This window comes from Citrobacter telavivensis (assembly GCA_009363175.1).
GTDB lineage: Bacteria > Pseudomonadota > Gammaproteobacteria > Enterobacterales > Enterobacteriaceae > Citrobacter_A > Citrobacter_A telavivensis.
The window spans coordinates 369713-391228 of sequence record CP045205.1; the positions used below are offsets into that span (position 1 = coordinate 369713).

Genomic DNA, 21516 nt, shown 5'->3' on the forward strand with positions numbered 1-21516 from the left:
ACTCTGTTCCTTTAGTTCTGAAATTCGTTATGCGTAAATTCGTGCTGATTGCGGCGCGCGCCTTGTGCCAGTTGGTCAAGAATATTTCTCAGGTAGGGCGTTTTCAGGGTGTAATAGCGTTTGGCAATCACGGCGCTCAGCAGGTAACAGATGGCCGGGACGATCGTAAACAGCGCAATAATGATGCTGAGGGTGGCACTGTTCTGAGTTTTCGCCGCCGCGTCGTAACCGCCGCCCGCCAGCATCCAGCCAATAAGCGCGCCACCGAGCGCCAGTCCCAGCTTGAGTACGAACAGAGTGCCCGCAAAACTGATGCCGGTCAGACGTTTACCGTTGCACCATTCGCCATAATCGACGGTATCGGACATCATCACCCATTGGATCGGCGTCACCAGTTGGTGCAACACGCCGATCGCGAAGATGAAGACGAACATGGTGATGTCGGCCTGCATCGGGACGAAGAACATCGCGAGGCTAACCACGGCCAGCGCCGCATTGGTCCACCAGAAGATACTGACCTTGCATTTCCAGTCGGTGAGGGGTTTTGCCAGCGCGGAGCCAATCAGGTTACCGACGCAGTAGGTAGTAAGGAAGGCGACAAACACCTCCGGCGTTCCCATGATCCAGGTGACGTAATACATCATCGCACCACCGCGCACGCAGACGGCGAGGATATTGAGGATGGTCAGGAGCCCCACTATCCGCCACTGGTCGTTTTGCCAGATATCGCGCAGATCTTCACGCATCGAGGTGGTGCTCGGCGGCGCTTCCACACGCTCCTTAGTCGTGAAGAAGCAGAATGCCAGCATCAGAAACGCCACCACGGACAACACCGCTATCCCGCCCTGGAAACCCACCGCTTTGTTCTCGCTGTTAATGAGATTCACCAGTGGCATCATCAGCACGGTCGAGAGCATTCCGCCCGCCGTCGCCAACACAAAGCGCCAGGACTGTAGGGAAATACGCTGCGTCGGGTCGCTGGTAATCACCCCACCCAACGCGCAATACGGGATATTCACCACGGTATAAAGCAGCGTCAACAGCGTATAGGTGACAGCGGCGTAAATCATCTTACCGTTCAGGCTGAGGTCCGGCGTGCTGTATGCCAGAACGCAAACCACACCAAACGGCAGGGCGCCAAACAGTATCCACGGACGGAATTTTCCCCAACGAGAGCGTGTTCGGTCCGCCAGCAGTCCCATGCACGGGTCTGAAATAGCGTCCAGCGCGCGCGCCAGTAGAAACATGGTGCCGACAAAACCGGCAGGGATACCGAAAATATCAGTATAGAAAAACATCATATAAAACATTACGTTATCGAAAATAATATGACTGGCCGCGTCACCCATACCGTAGCCAATCTTCTCCTTAACAGACAAAACATGAATAGTCATAACACATCCTTTGGCGCTCCCATGCGCACTGGTACCGGTTACCGTTTTTGTAAACCATCCCGTTGGCTGCGAATATTCCGATATCTCGTTATCAAATTACGATTCTTGTTTTCTGTGATCGCGGTTGCGCCAGAAGATGTGAGGAAATGTAACTAGCGGAATTTATGAGGATTTATATGAAACCGATCATGGTAAGGAGAAAGGGAAGTTAAAAAAGTGAGTGAGGGGGTGTGGAAACGTCAGGAAGTAGCTATAATGCGCCCCGCCTCCATGTAGCAATGCAGGCGCGGAAGATCGTCGTCTCCGGTGAGGCGGCTGGACTTCAAATCCAGTTGGGGCCGCCAGCGGTCCCGGGCAGGTTCGACTCCTGTGATCTTCCGCCAGTTTGCGTCTACTGAACTCTCCCGAAGTCAATAATCTCCTTTGTAATCCCTTATATATCAGGCTGTCCTTGTATCCTGAGGTCACCCGACTTCAACCCACATCAAGTTGTTTTTGGGGGTGCATTGGGGGTATCAGGCTGGTTACTGGCGGAAATCTCCCAGGAGGATGGATTCATCAAAAGCCGGAGGATGTCATGGCGCTAATCGATGTTAAAGTGAAAACCGCGAAGCCAAAAGAAAAACCCTATAAGCTGGCTGATGGCGGCGGTATGTATCTGCTGATTAACGCTAATGGTTCCAAATACTGGCGTATGAAGTACCGCTTCGCCGGTAAAGAAAAGATGCTGTCTATGGCCTGTACCACACTGGCGCCCGGAATAACGCCAGCCGCTATGAGATCGCCCGGCATATCCTTACCGAACTGGGTCAGGAAGCGCGCCTGCCGGAGCTGTTGATTTCGTCCGAAGCCCCTGACGCACGAGATGTGCGGCTCAACACAAATAAACTGGCCGCTGCGGGGGGGGCTACTTTTACTGAGAGTCGCGCAGCGCTCAGTCAATGTCTCAAATAATTTAGATTTTAACCTTGCTGAAGTTCGTCCCTTATCCCATTTCCGCCAGATTCTGCGTGGTGAATAAAAACAAAAATTCCGCTTTTGCGCCTGGCGAAAGCGGATTCCTGCCACTCGCCCCACTCTTATTCAGATTTTTAATCCAAAAAAATAAATTATTTAAGATTTTTATATCTTAAATTCATTATATAAAAGAATTTAATAGCAAGAAAAATTTAAGACTATTTCATTATGATTTGATCCGAGCGGTTACTAAAATAATCACAACAGAAACCAAATAATAAAGTACAACCTTAGCGTGTTGATTATATTCCCAGGACGGGTGGTTACTGCTTAATGAGTTAAAAAGATTTTACTATTTTTCCATTTCATTATTGAAATAAAACACAGCAATAGAAACACTCTTATTAAACTTTATCACAAACCACGCACTAATATACGGATTTAAAAGGTACGCTTATGCTGTCTTTCTATTATCACAGGGAATTAAAACCGAGAAAAATTGCACTTATTATGAGTGCAATACTGGCCTCCGGGTCCGCCTGTGCGGCGGATGACTTGCTTTATATAACTCCCGCATCCCCTGAACAAAAGGTCACCATTAATAATGATTCGGTCTGGTCACGCATTAGCGTTTATTCTCCAAATGCTGACGTAATCGTAAATGGCAAAACAACCGTTAATGGCCAGGCCGGAATTTCACCGGGTGTGGCAATCAGCCAGAACGCTGGAAAGCTGGATTTAGGGGATGGTTCCGTTGTGAACTTTACCTCTGATCAGATCCACGCGATTGGTAATGAAGATGTGATTGACCTGAATGGCGACGGTCAATTTACGGCAAAGAATCTGACGGTCAACAGCACAGGCGCCGCCTTCAACGGGATCGGCGCACATGGCTCGAACCATCTGGTGCTGAAAGGCACCACGAATATTAATCTTAATACGACCAAAGAAAACATGCTGTTTCCTATGGCCCGCGCCGAAGGGATCTATCTTCAGGGCCATGCGTCAATGGATGCCGAAAATATCAATGTGACCTACCGTTCTAATGGTCCGGACACTATTGGTATTAATGAAGCATCCGGCCTTTGGCTATGGAATAATGAAGCCTCGGTTAATATTACCGGGACAACAAATGTTGACCTTGAAACCTCAACCCAGGGTGCGCTCTATGGGGTAAACCTTGCGGATACAAACGACGCAAATGGCGCCCGCAAGCATGTTTTCATGAATGAAGTTAACATCAAAATGCAGAGCAACATCGCCTATAACCCGGCGGTGCATAATGCAGTTTCCGGCTTTTTCACGATTTATGCGAACGCCGAAACGGAAGTTAATAAGCTGAATATTAATGCGTCCAGCAACAATAACCTTTACGGCCTTCATTTTGGTACAAATACCAGTGACGATAAATCGATCACCACGATCCATGAAGCGAACATCTACCTGAAAGGGGGAGAAAAATCCCGCATTTCAGGGGTCTCTAATTCAGCAAATAACAGCATCATCGGCAAATTAACCGTCGATACTGAAGGCGGCGAAAACGTCTATTTGCTCGACCGCGTCAGCAAAAAAACACATTTCCTCGGCGACGTCACGCTGGGTAGCCAGAAGGCATACGATACGACCACCGGCACCCTGTATTCGATTTATAACTCCGCGACGATCGATGGCGTCAAGTTGGTCGCGTGGGGCAAAATCTCTGCCGATCCGTATTCCGTCATTGATATCGCCACGACGGATAATTCGTATCTTTATGGGGATTCTGAAATCTGGCGAACGATATCGTATTCGAACATCGGCGTCATCAACATGACGCTGAACGGTGGCAATACGCGCTGGGATATGACCGGAAATTCAAAAGTCACCAACCTGACGCTGAAAGACGCGACGCTGAACTTCCTGCATGAAGACGGCGCCGCAAGCCGATCCACCCGCGCCACACCTGCCTTTAAGACGCTAACGCTGAATGGCGACTACCACGGTGAAAACGGTCATATCGTGATGAACACCGCGCTGGGTGATGACGCTTCTGAAACGGACCATCTGACCATCAACGGCAACACCAGTGGTTCGACGACCGTCCAGGTGAAAAACGCGGGCGGTAACGGCGCGCTGACCACCAACGGTATCGAGTTGATTAGCGTGGCGGGCGCCTCTGACGGTGTATTTAAGCAGTCCGGTCGTATCGTTGCCGGTGCGTATGACTATAACCTGCTGCGCGGCAACGGGCAGAATGCCAACAACTGGTATCTGACCAGCGCCCTGTCGCCAGAACCGGTTGACCCCGTCGATCCAACGCCTGCGCCAGCCTCACCAGAAGCCCCGGCAACAAAACCGGAAGCGCTGGTCCGCCCGGAAGCGGGCCTGTACGGTGCTAACCTGTACGCCGCGAATACGATGTTTAACCATCGTCTGCAGGACCGTCTGGGCGAAACGCATTACACTGACGCCATCACAGGCGAAGAATCTGTCACCAGCCTGTGGTTGCGTAACAGCGGCGGTCACACGCGCGCTCATGACAACAGCGGCCAGCTCGGCATTCAGAGCAATCGCTATGTCATGCAACTGGGCAGCGACATTGCCCAGTGGAGCACCGACAATCAGGATCGCTACCATGTCGGCGTGATGGCGGGTTACGCCAACCAGAAGAGCCGCAGCAACAGCAACAAAACGGGTTATCGCGCGGATTCATCCATCGACGGTTACAGCGTTGGGATGTATGGCACCTGGCTGCAAAACAACGAAACTCAGGAAGGCGCGTATGTGGATACGTGGGCGCTGTACAACTGGTTTGACAACACCGTCTCAGGTGAAGACGTTGCCGCGGAGAAATACAAATCCAAAGGTTTTACCGGTTCTGTAGAAGCGGGCTATACCTGGAAACTGAGCGATCTGAGCGAACGGTCGGCGGTGTATATCCAGCCGAAGGCCCAGGCAACCTGGATGGGCGTCAAAGCCGATTCCCATAAAGAAACCAACGGCACGCGTGTCGAAGGCAAAGGGGATGGCAACCTGCAGACCCGCCTCGGCATCCGTCTGTTCGGCAAAGGTCATAACTCACTCGATGACAACATCGGCCGTAACTTCCAGCCGTTTGTGGAAGTGAACTGGATCCGTAACAGCAAGGACTTTGGCGCAACGCTGAATGGCGAAAGCGTGGACTACGCTGGCACGAAGAATATCGGCGAAGTAAAAGCAGGTGTTGAAGGTCAGTTGAATAAGAATGTCACCCTGTGGGGCAACGTGGCGCAACAGGTGGGGGATAAGGGTTACAGCGATACCTCCGCGATGCTGGGCGTCAAAGTCGCATTCTGATACTAAGAAAGCCGGGAATTTCCCTAATGCTGGTCACTTAAAGTGATCAGCATTTTTTTATGCCGGATATTTCTGGGCTTTTACTCTCAATTCCTAGGGGTAACTTCGCTCCCTTCTTCCCGGTAATACCAGCCACTTTGCTTGCTCATACAACGTTCTTAACTCACCCGGCATCTTACCCGGTGAAGCCCATGGCAACGTTATCAGTAGCCAGGTTATTTCACTTATTGTCCCGCTAAAGCTCAGTTGGTAAGGCAGATAATCACCTTTCAGTTCGAACGCCATTCTTACCATCTGGTATCTCACCAGGTTGTAAGTCAGCAGTACACCCCATAACTCCTGTCGCACCAGTTCTGGCAACTTGCTGCGTAACGTCCAGAGATTGTCCATCATGCCCTGCTTCAGAAAGCCTAAAACTCCTTCTGCATTCGTGTTTTGCACGGTTCTCATCGCCTCACTTACAACGTCATCACCATCTCGTGCCACGCCATCCCACCGTGATCGGATTCTGACGGTTTGACGTAGCGATAGCCAAAGTGGGCATAGAGATCGACATGACGGTCTTTGCACATCAGGTGAATCGTTTTTTTGTGCATCGCTTTCATCCGCGTTACAAACTCACGCATCATCAGTGACGAGTAGCCTTTCCCCTGAAAATCCGGGTGTACCACCACCGACATAATCACCGCATTGGGCGCATCCGGATCGTGCCCCACCAGCTCCTTAAATTCTTCATCAGACATCACCACCGCCCAAGCGCATCCGGCATTGATAAAGCCAGCCACCTCACCGTTCAGTTCCATGCACATAAATCCCTGCGGATAGCGCTGGATACGGGTGGCAATCTTTTCCCGGGTTGCCGCTTCATCGCCTTCGTAGGCGAGCGTTTCAATCTCATAACAGCGGTCAATATCGGCGGGCGTGGCCTGACGGAATAGCGGAGTGGACATGCGTTTCCCTTTTACTGAATCAACTGGAGAGCCTCATCATACCTGTTGACAATACGGTTTACGCTGATTGTATTCACATGAAGAAAGAAGGGGATGCCCGGCGTTGTGTTATTCACCGGGCCATTTGTGGATGCGCGAGCAGATCGACGCGCTGCGTCATGGAATCAGAGAACCGGGTAATCCAGATACCCTTCTTTCCCACCGCCGAAGAACGTCTCTTTAATGGGCGCATTCAGCGGCAAGTCATTTTTCAGACGATGCGGCAGATCCGGGTTGGCAATAAACGGGCGACCAAAACCGATCAGATCGGCCCAGCCGTTCGCCAACGCCTCTTCAGCACGCGCTTTGGTGTATTTACCGGAATAAATCAGCGTGCCGTGGAAGATAATGCGCAGCGCTTCTTTAAACGCGGCAGGCATGACCGGCGCATCTTCCCAGTCCGCTTCTGCGATATGAATATAGGCAATGCCCAGCTCATTCAGCACACAGGCCGCCGCCAGGTAGGTCGCTTCCGGCGTATCATCTTTTGAACCCATCAGCGTGGTCAGCGGTGCGAGACGAATGCCCACACGCTCTTTACCAATCGCCGCAGAGACCGCCGTCACCACCTCTCGCATAAAGCGCAGACGATTTTGCAGCGAGCCGCCGTAGTCGTCATCACGCAGGTTGGCCTGCGAGTCAATGAACTGGTTGATCAGATAGCCGTTCGCCCCGTGCAGTTCAATACCGTCGAACCCCGCAGCGATAGCATTGCGCGCCGCCTGGGCATAGTCATTGACGATAGCCGGGATCTCTTCCCGCGTCAGGGCACGCGGCATGTCATGCTGCACCATCTCGCCGACGCCATTTTCCGGGCCACGCCCTTCAACATCGACAAACACTTTCACCCCTGGCGCCTGAATGGCAGAAGAAGAGACCGGTGCCGCGCCGCCAGGCTGCAAAACGGTGTGTGAAACACGACCGACGTGCCACAGCTGAGCGAAGATTTTACCGCCCGCCTTGTGCACGGCGTCGGTGACTTTTTTCCAGCCGGCAATCTGCGCTTCAGAATAGATGCCCGGCGTCCAGGCATAGCCCTGGCCCTGTTGGCTGATTTGCGTGCCTTCGCTGATGATAAGCCCTGCGCTGGCACGCTGTGCGTAATAGTCCGCCATCATGTCAGTCGCGACGTCGCCTGCCCCGGCGCGAGAACGCGTCATCGGCGGCATAACAATCCGGTTTTTTAACGGCAAGGCATTCAGCGCATAGTGATCGAATAACATAATGGGTTCCTCTCGCGATTATTTATACAGTTCTGCACTCATGGTGACGGTGTTACCCATGCGCGCACTGGTAATTTTGTATTCAGAGGCGTTCATCTCTTTGGCTTTTTGCGCGATGACCGCTTCAGCGGAATCCAGCGTGGTGCCCGTTGCCGTCACGCTTTGCGCAGAGGCGTTAAACGCCGCAGCAGAGAGCAGAGAAGCCGTAAAAATAGCGAAAATAGTTTTCATGTTTATATCCCAGAATAAAGTGATAATTTGGCGTTGATTAACGCGATAGAAGAAGAATACGCCTATAGCCTGATGACATAAATGATACAAATGGCAATAGACTATTGCGTTTTAGTTAATAATAAGGCGTCAGATTCTCCGACGCCTGCAGGTCGTATCAGGAAACGAAGTTGTCCTTCAGCGCCTTGAGACCATCACTGTAGATGCCCGTAAATAGCGCCCGTGCCTCTTCGTCAGATACGTTCACTGGCGTGAATTCGCCGGACCATTCCACGCGGGAAACCTGGCTGTCGGCGGTCTCATGAACCGTGATGGTTGAGAGGTAATTCACCACCGGGAACGGCGCCTGAATAATGGAATAGGTGTAGCTGCGCTGACGATTATCAAACGCTTCCAGACGCTCAATCACGGTACCGCCGTCGGAAGTTGTCAGCGAACGCACGCGCCCCCCTTCTGTCACCACGCTTTTCGGGATGAACGGCAGCCAGTCCGGCAACGCGTCAAAGCCGCCCATCAGTTGCCATACGGCGTCGGCAGAAGCCGGAATTTCAATCGATACACTTGTCTTAGCCATGATATTTTTCTCTTAAATTTATAGGGTTACATTGTCAGGGTGTCGACGACGCCGCCATCAACGCGCAGGGCTGCCCCTGTCGTTGCCGAGGAGAGCGGTGACGCGAGATAAACCGCAAGATTCGCCACTTCTTCCACATCCGCCGCACGCTGGATGATGGAGCTCGGGCGTGCCGTTCTGACAAACTCGTCGGCTTGTTCACGCGGGCTACGTCCCGACTGCGCGGCGGCGTCCGCCAGCATCTCCTGCAGGCCATCAGTAAAAGTCGGCCCCGGCAGAATGGCGTTAACGGTCACACCGGTTCCGGCGAGTCGCTTCGCCAGACCATGGGACACCGCCAGATTCGCGGCTTTCGTGACGCCGTAGTTGATCATGTCGCCGGGGATAGCTACGCCCGATTCGGACGAAACAAAGATAATTCGCCCCCAGCCTTGTTCCGTCATGGCTGGCGCATAATGACGCGCCAGGCGCACGCCGGAGATAACGTTGACGTTGTAGAAGTGCAGCCACTCGTCATCCGGAACGCTAAAGAAATCTTTATCGTTGAAAATCCCCAGATTATTGACCAGCACATCCGCCGTCGGAACGGCGGCGATCAGCGCATTTACGCCATGTTCGGTGCTGAGATCGGCCACCACGCCGCGCAGCAACGCCGCAGGGTGTTGCGCCGTAATCGCGGCCATTGCGTCATCGACGCCGTGCTGTTTGCGACCGACGACAACCACCGTTGCACCTGCTTTTGCCAGTCCGGCAGCAATACCCTGCCCAATACCGGAGGTCGAGCCGCTGACAACAGCGACCTTACCTGTCAGATCCAGTTTCATATTTTTCTCACTCGGTTGATTAACGGGTCGGCAGCGGCGCGTTTTCCGCAACCAGAGCCTGACGGCGCATTTCCGCCCAGAATTCAGCCGGAACGGTTGCATTCAGTGCAGCCAGATCTTCCGCCATACGGCCAGGACGGCTGGAGCCAGGAATAACCGCCGCAACGGCAGGGTTCGCCAGCGCGAACTGCAGTGCTGCTGCTTTAACATCGACGTTAAAACGCGCGGCAATGGCGTGAATTTGCGCCACTTTCTGCTTAATGGCCGGGGAGGCTTTCTGATATTCAAAGTGCTCACCACCGGCAAGCACGCCGGAGCTGTAAGGGCCACCGACGACGATATCAACGTTATGTTCCAGTGCTTCCGGCATCAGACGTTGCAGTGCACGTTCGTGATCCAACAGGGAATAACGACCTGCCAGCAGGAACGCATCCGGCTTCGGCTCATCAAGCGCCAGCGTCAGTTCACAAGGTTCGACGCGGTTCACGCCCAGTCCCCATGCTTTGATCACTCCCTCATCACGCAAACGCGTCAGCGCACGGAACGCACCCGTACGGGCAATATTGAACTGCTCCAGCCAGCTGTCACCGTAGAAATCCTGCGCCGGATCGTGGATCCAGACGATATCCAGATGGTCCGTTTTCAGGCGTTTCAGGCTGTCTTCAATCGAGCGCAGGGTGGCGTCGGCAGAGTAGTCATTCAGAATTTTGTTCTTCAGGCCGTGTTCGAAAAGACCGCCTTTCTCACCAAAATCACGTTTGGCGGGATCTTCCATTTCGTCCAGCATGATGCGGCCGACTTTACTGCTCAAAACATATTCATCGCGCGGATACTGAGACAGCGCTTCGCCCATACGAATTTCAGAAAGGCCAGAGCCGTACAGCGGCGCGGTATCAAAGTAACGCACGCCCAGGTTCCAGGCTTCGCTCACGGTGGCGTGGGCCTCTTCTTCCGGAATGGCACGGAACATGTTGCCGAGCGGCGCGCCGCCTAAGCCGATTTTGCCGGGAAGTAAATTTTTAATGCTCATAAGATGTCCTCAAGTATTCGGGTTTAGTTCGGGCGTTTTTTGCTATCGCCCTGTGACGAAGCTCACAATACCTTGCAATGTTGTGACTTGATAGGACATAATTCGTCTAACTTAAGTCCTTTGAGGTCTAATATGATTGATTTACGCCAACTGAAGTACTTCGTAGTGGTCGCAGAAGAAGAGCACGTAGGACGTGCTGCTGAGCGACTGCATATCTCGCAATCGCCGCTCAGCCGCCAGATTGCGCAACTGGAAGAACGCCTGGGACTGATGCTGTTTGAGCGCAATCAACAACGCATCCGACTGACTGCCGATGGGCAGACATTCCTCGCCGAAACGCGTTCATTGCTGACGCATGCCAATCGTCTGGAATCACTGGGTAAACGTCTGGGACGCGGTGAAGATGGAGGCTTGTGTATTGGCTATATTGAAAACGCCATGCATTCCGGCGTGCTTTCTACGGCGTTGCGTACGTTACGTGTATCGCGCCCGGATGTGCATATCGCGCTTTACAGCCAGCCACCGGCTACCCAGATTGAAGGCTTGCGCCAGCGCAGCCTCGATTTTTCTCTGGTCGATACGCCGCCCGCAGACTATGAACAGGACCTGGAATACATTCAGGTTCTGAACGATCGTATGCTGTTGGCCTTACCGCAAAACCATCCTCTGGCACAGGAGGAAAACCTTGTCGCGTCGCAACTTGGCGATCAGCAGTGGATTGCGGTGATTCATAACGACGATGCGCATTCTCGCGATCATTTTGTCGCCGCCTGCGTAAAAGCCGGGTTTAATCCTGATATTCGTTTAGAAGCCGGCGAACCGCTGACAGCATTAGGTCTGGTCGCTGCAGGATTAGGTCTGGCATTAATTCAACATAGCCTGCGTCACAATGCGCCGGAAGGCGTGGTATTACGCGAATTGCCGTGGATGAATTATTCCACGCAATTATGGGCCGCCTGGCATAAAGCTAATCAACGCCCGCTGGTATCCCATTTCCGCCAGATCCTACGCGGCGAATAAAAAAGAATCCGCTTTTGCCACAGACGAAAGCGGATTCTCATAAAGAAACGAACGGCGCGCACGTTACGCGTTAAAGGTAAAGGCGACAGCGAAACCTCTGTGATGGCTGACGTTAACGTCGCGTTCTGATGTAAAAAGCCGGGGAAAGCTCCCCGGCTTTTTAATAGGTTAATCAAACACCCCGTTAATAATTGCGGTGACCACCGCGGTACTCAGCGCAATCAGGACCAGATTATCCCCTATGATTTTCCATTCATAGCCCGGATAGTAAGGGAGTTCTCCCAGCATCGATGCCGGAACCGTTTTTTTCGCGATCCCCGGAGGAAGCGGTTTTCCTCGTGCCAGGTTTTTTGCTATTCCCGGCGGCAAAGATTTATAACCCGTCAGACCATAATTCACCGCCAGATGACGCGCTGTCGCAAAACTAATGTCGGACTCGACGTGATCGGGTTTGCCATAATTTTTACGATGATCGGAAGAACCGTTGTTTTTCTGGGCCGAATTTCCTTTTTGTCCGTTATTTCCCTGGTTGCCCTTATTTCCCTGATTGCCACTGCTGTTGCCCTGGCCGCCGCCATGACCGTTTCCGTTACCATTTCCCGGATTTGCCATCACTGGCGCGGCAAACAGGGAGAGAGAAACCAGAGTGGCCAGCACAGCCGTTAAACCACGACGCTTACCCATGATGTGTTCCTTCCTGCTGAAGTTTCATTTTGACAATAGAACGCCGCCATCCCCCGCGCAATGTCAAAAACGCCTGGATTCGGATTTGCATGCAGGCCATGAATAAACAACCTGTTATGGCGAGGGAAACGCTTCTGTCTTATCTGTTATCATGCCTGCAAATAACGTCGAAAAAACAAAGCCGAGGAAAGCATGGGGTCCACCAGAAGAGGGATGCTGAATGTCCTGATTGCCGCCGTTTTATGGGGAAGTTCAGGGGTCTGCGCGCAGTACATCATGGAGCAAAGCCAGATGTCGTCGCCATTTCTGACCATGACGCGCCTGATATTTGCCGGCTTAATTCTGCTGATGCTCTCCGTGGTACACGGCGACAAAATCTTTTCCATTTTCAAAGATCGCAAAGACGCTCTGAGCCTGTTGATTTTTTCTGTCGTTGGCGCGTTGACGGTGCAACTCACCTTCCTGCTAACCATCGAAAAATCCAACGCCGCGACCGCCACGGTGCTGCAATTTCTGTCGCCAACGATCATCGTTGCGTGGTTCGCGCTGGTGCGTAAAGCCCGTCCCGGCGCGCTGGTGCTGACCGCCATCCTCACTTCGCTCATCGGCACCTTTTTACTGGTGACGCACGGCAACCCCACCTCACTGTCAGTTTCGCCCGCCGCGCTGTTCTGGGGGATTGCCTCAGCGTTTGCCGCCGCATTTTATACGACTTACCCGTCAGCGCTGATTGCGCACTACGGCACCTTGCCGATTGTCGGCTGGAGTATGTTAATCGGTGGGATGATTCTGCTGCCGTTTTACGCCGGAGAGGGCACAGATTTTGTGGTCAATGGCAGCCTGATCCTGGCGTTTTTCTACCTGGTGGTGATTGGCACGTCGCTGACGTTCAGCCTGTATCTGAAGGGTGCGCAGATGATTGGTGGGCCGAAAGCGAGTATTTTAAGCTGTGCCGAACCGCTGAGTAGCGCCCTGCTGTCGCTGCTGTTGTTGGGCATTACCTTCACCCTGCCGGACTGGCTGGGCACGCTGCTGATCCTGTCCTCCGTGGTGTTGATCTCGATGGATTCCCGCCGCCGCGCCAGAACGGTGTAACAAAAAAGAGTGGACGCACGAAAGCACCGTCCACTCTGCGACTTTCATCATGTCGTTTTTATGTTTATTAACCTTTTGTATAGTCTGCAGTTTTTTTGGTCAATCAGTTTACGCGTCAGCGCCCATCGTTCCCGATAGACAAGCTTGTCGCTCACCTCAAGTTCAAGCGCAATTTCTTTAACAGACATTCCCTGCAACAAATGAAAGACAATTTGCTGTTCGCGCAGCGTGAACAAAAAACTTCTTGAGCGGCATTTTTTATTACCACTGATCACGGCATCACAATGCACCATAAAAGCATCTATACGCTCCCTGATCGCGTTGAGATCTTGCAGCCCTTCGAACGACAGAAAAGAGGTATGTTCGGGTTTATACATATCCACAAAAAAAAGGATATGATTAAAACTCATTCGCTTTATCTCTTCTCCTTTTGCCGACAGCGTGATGTCATTTTCAAGTACGCGATCGCGCTGCTTATAAGTTACATTAAAACGCAATGAAAATGGGATAAAGTTAATATACTTATCTATCAGGTGAAATGGAATATCTTCATTGAGTTCCGTTTTCAAACCAGACTCATGTAACGCATCTGCAAAAAGCGTGTGAATGGCAATACCATCATAGATGTTTTTTGTCAGATAAATAAACTTATACCGTAAGGATGAGGAATTAAAATTAAGCATAGCAGTATCCTTCGCATTAGTTTTTATAGGTATTGACCACACCATAATCATCAATCCATGAAAATGTTTCGACAGTACGGTTTCCCGTTGCACCTTTAGGTAAAATAACCGTTTTTGTCGACAACGGTGCGAGGAGACCATCATCAGGTAACTGTTTTATTTCTGTACCGTCGTTGAGCGTAAGACCCATTAATGTCACATGCAAAGGCGAATTATTCTTTACCAATAGACAACGATTCCCCCCACAATCTGAGGCGGTTATCTGTATTTTCTTCACACTCTCTTCCAGCGTGTTTGCCGCTAGCGACAGCGGTCGCCAGAATAACTTTACCCGGGTACGAAAAGCGACCTGCAGCGCGCCGGAACCGCTCTTGCTATCGGCAACTGGCGGGACTTCAAGCGTATTCAGCCAGAATAGAGACTCTCTGTCTTCAGGCAGCGTCTGCCGATCGCCGACGAACTGAATACGCACCGCGCGAGAGGTGTTGCCTTCAAGCCTGAAAATTGGCGGTAAAATGATAAACGGCGTTTTAATGTCCTCTGGACGCTCTAAAAGCGACTCTTTTTCCGTCCACAGCTGTAATAAGACCGGCCTCAAACCTTCATTGTAAACCGTAAAGGTAGACTCACGGTCTTTCTCATTAACGATCACTCGCGTGTAATTAATGTAGGTTGCCGCCATTGCCGATGATGGTAGCAAAAGTAATATCAGGAAGTGATTCAAAACATGCTTAAGTCGTTTCTTCACGCCCTCTCCTTTATTTATAAACCAGGGTGAAGGTAACCGCACCTTTAACAACGCCTGAAGACACGTTCGCTTCCGTCTGATATAACCCCGCCCGTAGCGGCACAGTATAATTTGCATTATTCTGAGTCGGATCGTAATCAGTCAGGAGATACGCCGTGTTAAATGACAGAGGAATATCCTGATCGTTCAGTAACTGAATCCCAACGCCACTGGCTGTTGACGTACTCGCCAAAGCAAAAACACCATTGGCGTTATTAATAATGGCCGTAGTCGGTGTAAATAAATAACTGATACTCGATAATCCCGCCGGACACTTCGTGAAATTCAGATTAAAATCTGTACGTGCCGCGGTATAACCTACTCCGCTAAAATCCGTCCGACTGACTGGGGGTAAATTAACCGTGACATCCGATGTCGTACAGGTTCCCCCCGTTGTCGAAATCACCAGACCACCCGCCAGAAAATCAGCAATCATATAGGTTCCGCTTCCGACGGAAGTACTGCCCCCATAAGTCTGGTAATGACGCATATACATCGGGTCAAAAACGGAGGTGCTGCCCGCAGTCAACGACGTGGAGGTTTTAACAAAGCGAATCTGGACATCGACGCCAAGCTTCCATGAACTGCCATCGTCCGTCACCGTGAATAACTGCGTTGGCGTCTGATAAACGCCGTTGGCGACGGTGAGTGGATACCAGTCGCTGGTTTGCCCTTTAACCGTATAGCGCCAGCGGGCGATATAGCCCAATCCCGCTTTTACCGCGGTGTTATAGACGTTGTAACTTTGTCCATCAACCTGTGTGGTGCCCCAAATGGTATAGGGAGGGTATCCCTGTACGGCCATCGGTACCGCATAACTCTGATAGCTGGTTCGATGAGAGCAGGTCCAGGCTGTTGGGTTGTAAGAGGTTACCCATGTTCCCAGTAAATCCCCTACGGCAGCGTCTTTACCCACCTGTATGGTCGTAGAGTCAAAGTACTGGTAGTAGCCATTGGTACGATCACAATTCACCCATGTCCCGTCGGCACGCGCCACGCCGCACATCGCTACCAGTGTCAAAAAAGAGAGCACCACTCCCGTTACGATAGATTTCATTTTTCACTCCTTAATGACTGGCATACCGCATCAGCGCGACGTAAGTCGGCGGTATTCGCACTTTTCTGCTCTGATAAGCGGTAGCTGAACTGGCATTGCTGACCCACAGCACTTCCCCATTTCACACGCAGTGTGCCCGACAGATTCTTAACACGAGCAAAACTTTGCCCTCCCTGGGCGATATAACCGACAGTATTGCCGCGCTCATCCACGACATCTGCGCCAAACGGCAGAGACTCACCGGCATGTTGAAGGGTGAAAAGAACCGAATATCCCTTATCCGTCGCGTACTTCATCAGTACCACCGCACCCGCGGTAGGTACGCTGTTCTGACTGGTGACGTCCAGGGAGACATCGTTCGATAACCCTTTCGGATCGAGTTCGATGGTGTTCTGGCGATACGGGGAGAGATAAGGCACAGCGGCATTTCCGCTACGGTTAAGGCTGAGGCTGCTGTTATTCGTAACCTTCGCGCCCCCGGCATGCTCTGCTTCGATGACAGCCATGGTGTCACCCATAATAGGCGTCAGCACAATACCGTTTTGCCAGGCGATAGCGCCGCCAGAAAGGTTCATACCATATTGCTGATAACCCTGACCCGCAGAGAAGTTGCCTCCCAGGGTGGTCCAGGGTGAAGTCCAGTTTCCACTGGCCCCGCCAGTGGTTTTACTGCTGCTATGGTCGTAATGATCCTGATTAGCGAACGCGCTCCAGTTATACTGGCGGTTTTCTCCGGACGTTCCGGCGATTGAGTTTTGCAGTCCCCGATGCCCGCTCTCTTGTACATAGGTGGAGCTGAGATAAGCTGAGCGCGCACTATTCCCGAGGGGTAAAGAGATACCAATCGCAATTTTGTTGTCCCATTTATCTTTGACTAAATCGCGGGTACGACTGGCATTAAGGTTAAAATTGAACCACTTAAAGGCATTGGTGTAGCCCAATTGATATTCGGTGTCGCGCCCGCTTTTATTCCAGTAATCCTGGGTACTGGCGCTGATGTTAATACTCCCAAGCGTATCTGAAATAGTTTGCGTCGCGCTGAGTTGCAGCCGATTTTTACGGTTAATGCTGCTGGAATAGGCGCCTTTATTCGTTCTCTCTAAGTCGCGCATCAGCATTGCGTCATCAATATCGTAATAACCCGAACTGGAATAGCGGTAGCTCGCCAGCGTGATATTGGTATCCACGACAGGTAAGATCTTGGCAAATGAAAAACGGATGCTTTGGCCTTCACGTTTGCTGTCATCCGCAAACGTCGTTCGGGCATGCGTGATATCAGCAGAAAAGGCACCGACAGGGGTATTGAGCGCGATGCCACCGGCGACAGACTGATAATCTTCCCCGCCAATAGCCCCCGTGTAAGTGGTCAACAGGTTGGTGAAACCGTGACGAAATGTCCCCATCGCAATCTGCGGTTTTTCATTAACAGAGGAATTCCGATAGCGCCCAGCCATCAGCGAATAGCGACTGGTTCCCGGACGCAGCAGTTCAGCGATGGAAGCGTAGGTTACGGTAAAACTGTGCTCGCTTCCGTCCGCCTCTTTAACGGTGACCAGCAGATCGCCCCCTGTGCCGTTGGGGTACAGATCGTCAATACGGAATGCGCCGGGCGGTACCGTCGATTGATAAATGTGTACGCCTCGCTGACTGACGCTGACCAGGGCGTTAGTGTTTGCAACGCCAGTAATGACTGGCGCATATCCACGCTGTGAATCCTCATACATACGATCGTCAGAAGTCAGCATCACGCCGCGAAAACCGACGCTGTCAAAAACCTGACCATCGGTGGTGGAATCGCCCATCACCAGCTTACTGCGTAACGGGATAATGCCGCGCTCAAGGTAAGTGCTGGTTGAGTCATATTGCCAGCCCTTATCATTGTTCCAGTTAAAAATGCCACGATAGCGTAAGCGCCACGCATCCCAATTGAGTCCCCCCATCAAACCTAAATACTGGGAAGAGATGGCATCAGATCCGGACATATCGGCATGCCATGCGTTGTAATCATATTGCAGCGTTGCCGCAGGGATACCGTTATCCCATAATTCAGGATTCACATAGCCGCGAACCTGGCGAAGTTGCCATATCTGAGGAGCCTGCACATTAATACGCTGCGATGTCACATCGTAATAGGCTGTTAAATCGGGAGAAATATCATTAATACGCACGCAACTGTCATCAGTTTTGAGCAACTGACGCATTTCTGGTTCAATTTTATCAATATCGATACCCAGCATGGATACCAGCTTTAGTGTAAAACAAGGTCTGGCGACAAGGGGATTACTTTTATCATTTTCAAATTTAACGTCGCCGCGCCCTTTCCACTTATCATTCACATAAAGATCAACATGATATTGCCCCTGAGGGACCGGATTCCCCCGTGAATAATTACTCACATCAATCGCTGAGCGCAAAAAATCACTATTAAACTGCACATCATCGGTGTCAGCAAAGGCAACCTGAACAGAAACAAAAGAAAAGATAATGAATTGAGCAACGCGGGTTAGTCTCAGAGAACAAGAAATAGCATTATGGGCTATTTTGTAATTTATGCTCATTTGTTGTTTCTCCACCATAATCATTTATTACACTGTAAAAAAATGAAGCATCACTTAACCTTGCTGACTTTCTATTCGCGAGGGGGAATACTATTTCACTTTTAGGATTTACCATCCTTTGAGGAAATTTCTCTACAGATGCCAGGACTTCGGACTCTTTTGTCTTACGAATCTCAATCTTGTTAAAGGTGATGTAATAAGGAGAATCGTTGACAACTTTTATATTGTTCCCTTGTAGGGATAGTTTTAGTTCTTTATATGACTGCAATGGTGTTGGCTGCAGATTATCCGGACGATAGAATAATTTTATACGGGTACGAAATGCCAACTGCATACGGGTATTCCCCGACGTTGCGGCCTGTGCTTTTGGCGGAATCTCCAGCATGTTAAACCAAAAAACAGACTCCCTGTCCTGCGGTAATGCTGGGTTTGTCGCCATAATTCGCACCGCTTGCCCTTTAGCCGGGTCAATACGAACGACAGGAGGCGTAATGAGAAATGGAACGTTGATTTCTCCCGGTTTCGCCCGTGGGTTACCATCGTCCATCCATATTTGTAAAAGATAAGGATTACTCCCCCGGTTTTTTAGCTGTACCGTCGACTCCTTGTCTTTTGCATTAAAGACAATGCGTGTTCCATTAATAACAACGTCAGCCATGACGTTCATTGAGAACATCGAAAATAATAAAACCATGCCGGAAGATAATATCTTTAACATCTCGTTACCTCATAATCAGGAGTAAAGGATGTCCCCTTACTCCTGTTTCTGTTACTCGTATACCATGGTGTAATCGACCTGAGTCGTTACGGAACCCGCAGTCGCTGTGCCTGTCGCATAATATTGTGCAAAGTAATTCAGTGAACCGCTGCCAGACGAGATATCAACCGGGATATCATTCTGACCGGCCGCCACTGAAGCCCCTGCCACAATAGGATTACGATCGGCATTTAATAATTGAACCTGAACGAAAGTCGCGGCATCAGACGCGCCAGTATCAATATTCAGACGGCCGGTTGTGCTATCAACATAGGTACCGGGTTCAAAATAGGTGCTGGCATTATTCAACGCCGTACCTGAACAGCTGCTCAGTGAGATCGTAAACGGCGTCGCACCGGCTGTTGCCCCTGTTGTTGCGAGGGTAGACGAAGAGACGGTTGGCAGTATTACCGTTGCATCATTACTGCCGCCATCGACAGAAATAGTACAAGTGGTATCAGTAATTTGTCCGTTAATTGTAATAGTACCATCAACGGCAAATGCTGAAGCAGTAAATGCAGAAGTGAAAACCATTGCTAATGCGGACAACGCAAAATTATATTTACGCATAATTAATTCCCTGTTGTGGTTGATATAAATGAACAGCCCATTGAATGTGTTATTAAGATAAAACGATTCTCGCCCCATCATGAATACGGGCACTGAATAACACCTTTCGGTTCCATTGACATGATATACGCAAAACTTTCATCCGCAATATTAGGATTTTTCAACCAAAACCAATCAATCCAAATGCTTATCGGAAAATAAAGTGCTGCCTTCTATCTACGCTATTCACCCTTATAAATATATCGATAATTAGGTTTTTATAAGACAGCATTGGTTAAAAAAAGATAAAATTTTATAAATCGATTAAATTGATCTAAATCAATACACAAACCAAAACACAGCTAAATTAAACGCCTCACGATCACACTTAAAACAAAAAACAAAAACAATTTAAACAAAAAAGATACATTTGCAGTCGAATTTTTAGCCAGAAAAACCATTTTTCACGATTAAGAGAATAATCCTGACAAACCGACTCGGGTACTTTACGTAATGTGTTAATAATTAATAATTAATTATGAATGAAACATTCTTTTATTTTATTGTAAGAAAAATCTTATTTTAATAAAAAACGTAACCATCGTTAACCTGGTGTTGCAAAACCCGCCAATTCCAGGAATTTTCCCGTAACGATCTTTTCTTTTAGTCACATACTCTTTCTCAGAATATAAATCTACAGATTACTCATCATAACCTTACAAAAAAGGACAAATGACTATTAGAAGCGGGGTTTTTGAGTACAAAAAAGAATGGAAGTACATTGTTCATTGAAAAATCTGAACACAAGGAAAAGAAGGGATAATCTTAATGCTCGTTCAGCGATAAAGGTAGCGTTGTACAGTATCGCCAGAAGAGCGCTTCTGGCGATAAAATTCAGTTATCTGAATGCGTTACCGATCACCACCCCGGAACCGCACCGCCGTTAAAGATCGTTTCTGCCGCTTTTGCGACTTCAGGTGACTGATAAGACGCCAGAAATTCCTTCACATTTTCCGCATCTTTATTGTCTTCTCGCGCCACCAGGATGTTCACATACGGCGAATTTTTATCTTCGATAAACACGCTGTCGTGAACCGGAGAAAGCCCGGTTTGCTGAATATAAGTGGTGCTGATAATTGCCACGTCAACTTTCGGGTCGTCCAGTACGCGCGGCAGTTGCGCCCCTTCCAGCTCCATAATCTGTAAATGACGCGGGTTGGCGGTGATGTCCAGCGCCGTCGGCAGCAATCCTTTTCCTTCTTTCAGGGTAATCAACTGCTCTTTTTGCAGCAGCAACAGCGCCCGTCCGAGGTTGGTGGGATCGTTAGGAATCGCCACCGTTGCGCCGTCCGCCAATTGATCGACCGTTTTTATTTTTTTCGAGTAGCCGGCCATCGGGAAGACAAAGGTATTCCCCACCGCCACAAGCTTATAGTTATGCGCCTGATTATCCTGCTCAAGGAACGGGCGATGCTGGAAGACGTTGGCATCCAGTTCGCCGTGGTTGGTGGCATCGTTCGGCAACAGTGAGCCGCTGAAACCGACCAGTTCGACGTCGAGACCGTACTTCTCTTTCGCCACTTTTTTGGCGACTTCCGCCACATCCTGCTCGGCGCCGTTAATCACGCCGACTTTGATGTGCTTTGCATCACTGCTCTGCTGGTCGCAACCGACCAACAACAATCCCGCCAACAGTACCGCCGCCCCTGTCCGTAAATGAGGTATCGTCAATTTCACGTTTTTATCCTTTTGAAATAACCGCCTGATGAGTAATGAAATGACTATAGCG

19 protein-coding genes, 1 tRNA gene and 2 pseudogenes are annotated in these 21516 nt (G+C 50.3%); 6 read left to right on the forward strand and 16 right to left on the reverse strand.

Annotated features, from left to right (window positions below; genetic code table 11):
• Positions 1-11 precede the first annotated feature (11 nt).
• Entirely contained in the window at positions 12-1394 is a 1383-nt protein-coding gene (locus GBC03_03935) for a glycoside-pentoside-hexuronide family transporter (protein QFS69422.1), read from the reverse strand.
• 288 nt (positions 1395-1682) lie between these two features.
• Here GBC03_03935 and GBC03_03940 point away from each other — a divergent pair.
• The 4 genes and pseudogenes from GBC03_03940 (at position 1683) to GBC03_03955 (ending at position 5666) form a co-directional block, all read left to right on the forward strand.
• A tRNA-Sec gene (locus tag GBC03_03940) sits at positions 1683-1777 on the forward strand.
• A gap of 194 nt (positions 1778-1971) precedes the next feature.
• Positions 1972-2130, forward strand: a pseudogene (locus tag GBC03_03945) (integrase).
• 2 nt (positions 2131-2132) lie between these two features.
• Positions 2133-2348 carry a sugar nucleotide-binding protein gene (locus GBC03_03950; GenBank protein ID QFS73907.1) on the forward strand — a complete coding sequence of 72 codons (216 nt, stop codon included), beginning with the start codon at positions 2133-2135 and terminating at the stop codon, positions 2346-2348.
• Between the two features lie 459 nt (positions 2349-2807).
• Positions 2808-5666 (forward strand): autotransporter outer membrane beta-barrel domain-containing protein, encoded by a 2859-nt coding sequence (locus GBC03_03955; GenBank protein QFS69423.1) that lies wholly within the window; start codon positions 2808-2810, stop codon positions 5664-5666.
• Positions 5667-5759: 93 nt separating this feature from the next.
• Here GBC03_03955 and GBC03_03960 read toward each other — a convergent pair.
• From GBC03_03960 to GBC03_03990, 7 genes and pseudogenes are all read right to left on the reverse strand, one after another.
• Positions 5760-6080: pseudogene (locus GBC03_03960) on the reverse strand (IS4 family transposase).
• 44 nt (positions 6081-6124) lie between these two features.
• Entirely contained in the window at positions 6125-6616 is a 492-nt protein-coding gene (locus tag GBC03_03965) for a GNAT family N-acetyltransferase (protein ID QFS69424.1), read from the reverse strand.
• A gap of 164 nt (positions 6617-6780) precedes the next feature.
• Positions 6781-7878: an alkene reductase gene (locus GBC03_03970; GenBank protein QFS69425.1), complete on the reverse strand. Its 1098-nt coding sequence runs from the start codon at positions 7876-7878 to the stop codon at positions 6781-6783.
• A gap of 18 nt (positions 7879-7896) precedes the next feature.
• Positions 7897-8109: a DUF1471 domain-containing protein gene (locus GBC03_03975; protein ID QFS69426.1), complete on the reverse strand. Its 213-nt coding sequence runs from the start codon at positions 8107-8109 to the stop codon at positions 7897-7899.
• Between the two features lie 157 nt (positions 8110-8266).
• Positions 8267-8683, reverse strand: coding sequence for an SRPBCC family protein (locus GBC03_03980; GenBank protein QFS69427.1), 417 nt, complete (start codon positions 8681-8683; stop codon positions 8267-8269).
• Between the two features lie 26 nt (positions 8684-8709).
• The gene (locus GBC03_03985) at positions 8710-9507 is read right to left on the reverse strand and encodes an SDR family oxidoreductase (protein ID QFS69428.1); all 798 of its coding nucleotides are present in this window, start codon (positions 9505-9507) and stop codon (positions 8710-8712) included.
• A gap of 19 nt (positions 9508-9526) precedes the next feature.
• A complete protein-coding gene (locus tag GBC03_03990) occupies positions 9527-10537 on the reverse strand; it encodes an aldo/keto reductase (protein QFS69429.1) in 1011 nt (336 codons plus the stop codon).
• A gap of 132 nt (positions 10538-10669) precedes the next feature.
• Here GBC03_03990 and GBC03_03995 point away from each other — a divergent pair, with 132 nt between their 5' ends.
• The gene (locus GBC03_03995) at positions 10670-11557 is read left to right on the forward strand and encodes a LysR family transcriptional regulator (GenBank protein ID QFS69430.1); all 888 of its coding nucleotides are present in this window, start codon (positions 10670-10672) and stop codon (positions 11555-11557) included.
• A 168-nt stretch (positions 11558-11725) separates the two neighbouring features.
• Here the strand turns inward: GBC03_03995 and GBC03_04000 are convergent, their stop codons facing one another.
• Complete coding sequence (locus GBC03_04000) at positions 11726-12241, reverse strand: hypothetical protein (GenBank protein ID QFS69431.1); 516 nt, start codon at positions 12239-12241, stop codon at positions 11726-11728.
• 192 nt (positions 12242-12433) lie between these two features.
• Between GBC03_04000 and GBC03_04005 the strand changes: the two genes are divergently transcribed.
• Entirely contained in the window at positions 12434-13336 is a 903-nt protein-coding gene (locus GBC03_04005; protein ID QFS69432.1) for an EamA family transporter, read from the forward strand.
• Positions 13337-13383: 47 nt separating this feature from the next.
• Here the strand turns inward: GBC03_04005 and GBC03_04010 are convergent, their stop codons facing one another.
• The 7 genes from GBC03_04010 to nlpA all read right to left on the reverse strand — a co-directional run bounded on the left by GBC03_04010 (position 13384) and on the right by nlpA (position 21464).
• Positions 13384-14019, reverse strand: coding sequence for a hypothetical protein (locus tag GBC03_04010; GenBank protein QFS69433.1), 636 nt, complete (start codon positions 14017-14019; stop codon positions 13384-13386).
• A 16-nt stretch (positions 14020-14035) separates the two neighbouring features.
• Complete coding sequence (locus tag GBC03_04015) at positions 14036-14884, reverse strand: fimbria/pilus periplasmic chaperone (GenBank protein QFS69434.1); 849 nt, start codon at positions 14882-14884, stop codon at positions 14036-14038.
• A complete protein-coding gene (locus tag GBC03_04020; protein ID QFS69435.1) occupies positions 14778-15863 on the reverse strand; it encodes a fimbrial protein in 1086 nt (361 codons plus the stop codon). The genes GBC03_04015 and GBC03_04020 overlap by 107 nt, the downstream gene beginning before the upstream one ends.
• A complete protein-coding gene (locus GBC03_04025) occupies positions 15860-18421 on the reverse strand; it encodes a fimbria/pilus outer membrane usher protein (GenBank protein ID QFS69436.1) in 2562 nt (853 codons plus the stop codon). The genes GBC03_04020 and GBC03_04025 overlap by 4 nt, the downstream gene beginning before the upstream one ends.
• Positions 18393-19139, reverse strand: coding sequence for a fimbria/pilus periplasmic chaperone (locus GBC03_04030; GenBank protein ID QFS69437.1), 747 nt, complete (start codon positions 19137-19139; stop codon positions 18393-18395). Before GBC03_04030 ends, GBC03_04025 begins: the two co-directional genes overlap by 29 nt.
• A gap of 51 nt (positions 19140-19190) precedes the next feature.
• Positions 19191-19748: a type 1 fimbrial protein gene (locus GBC03_04035; GenBank protein ID QFS69438.1), complete on the reverse strand. Its 558-nt coding sequence runs from the start codon at positions 19746-19748 to the stop codon at positions 19191-19193.
• 897 nt (positions 19749-20645) lie between these two features.
• Positions 20646-21464 (reverse strand): lipoprotein NlpA, encoded by an 819-nt coding sequence (gene nlpA / locus GBC03_04040; GenBank protein ID QFS69439.1) that lies wholly within the window; start codon positions 21462-21464, stop codon positions 20646-20648.
• Positions 21465-21516: the final 52 nt, after the last annotated feature.

Bases quoted from the DNA above. Each gene is read 5' to 3' on its own strand.
- GBC03_03935 (QFS69422.1), bottom strand. From the start codon at position 1,394: ATGACTATTCATGTTTTGTCTGTTAAGGAGAAGATTGGCTACGGTATG.
- GBC03_03955 (QFS69423.1), top strand. From the start codon at position 2,808: ATGCTGTCTTTCTATTATCACAGGGAATTAAAACCGAGAAAAATTGCA.
- GBC03_03965 (QFS69424.1), bottom strand. From the start codon at position 6,616: ATGTCCACTCCGCTATTCCGTCAGGCCACGCCCGCCGATATTGACCGC.
- GBC03_03970 (QFS69425.1), bottom strand. From the start codon at position 7,878: ATGTTATTCGATCACTATGCGCTGAATGCCTTGCCGTTAAAAAACCGG.
- GBC03_03975 (QFS69426.1), bottom strand. From the start codon at position 8,109: ATGAAAACTATTTTCGCTATTTTTACGGCTTCTCTGCTCTCTGCTGCG.
- GBC03_03980 (QFS69427.1), bottom strand. From the start codon at position 8,683: ATGGCTAAGACAAGTGTATCGATTGAAATTCCGGCTTCTGCCGACGCC.
- GBC03_03985 (QFS69428.1), bottom strand. From the start codon at position 9,507: ATGAAACTGGATCTGACAGGTAAGGTCGCTGTTGTCAGCGGCTCGACC.
- GBC03_03990 (QFS69429.1), bottom strand. From the start codon at position 10,537: ATGAGCATTAAAAATTTACTTCCCGGCAAAATCGGCTTAGGCGGCGCG.
- GBC03_03995 (QFS69430.1), top strand. From the start codon at position 10,670: ATGATTGATTTACGCCAACTGAAGTACTTCGTAGTGGTCGCAGAAGAA.
- GBC03_04000 (QFS69431.1), bottom strand. From the start codon at position 12,241: ATGGGTAAGCGTCGTGGTTTAACGGCTGTGCTGGCCACTCTGGTTTCT.
- GBC03_04005 (QFS69432.1), top strand. From the start codon at position 12,434: ATGGGGTCCACCAGAAGAGGGATGCTGAATGTCCTGATTGCCGCCGTT.
- GBC03_04010 (QFS69433.1), bottom strand. From the start codon at position 14,019: ATGCTTAATTTTAATTCCTCATCCTTACGGTATAAGTTTATTTATCTG.
- GBC03_04015 (QFS69434.1), bottom strand. From the start codon at position 14,884: ATGCAAATTATACTGTGCCGCTACGGGCGGGGTTATATCAGACGGAAG.
- GBC03_04020 (QFS69435.1), bottom strand. From the start codon at position 15,863: ATGAAATCTATCGTAACGGGAGTGGTGCTCTCTTTTTTGACACTGGTA.
- GBC03_04025 (QFS69436.1), bottom strand. From the start codon at position 18,421: ATGAGCATAAATTACAAAATAGCCCATAATGCTATTTCTTGTTCTCTG.
- GBC03_04030 (QFS69437.1), bottom strand. From the start codon at position 19,139: ATGTTAAAGATATTATCTTCCGGCATGGTTTTATTATTTTCGATGTTC.
- GBC03_04035 (QFS69438.1), bottom strand. From the start codon at position 19,748: ATGCGTAAATATAATTTTGCGTTGTCCGCATTAGCAATGGTTTTCACT.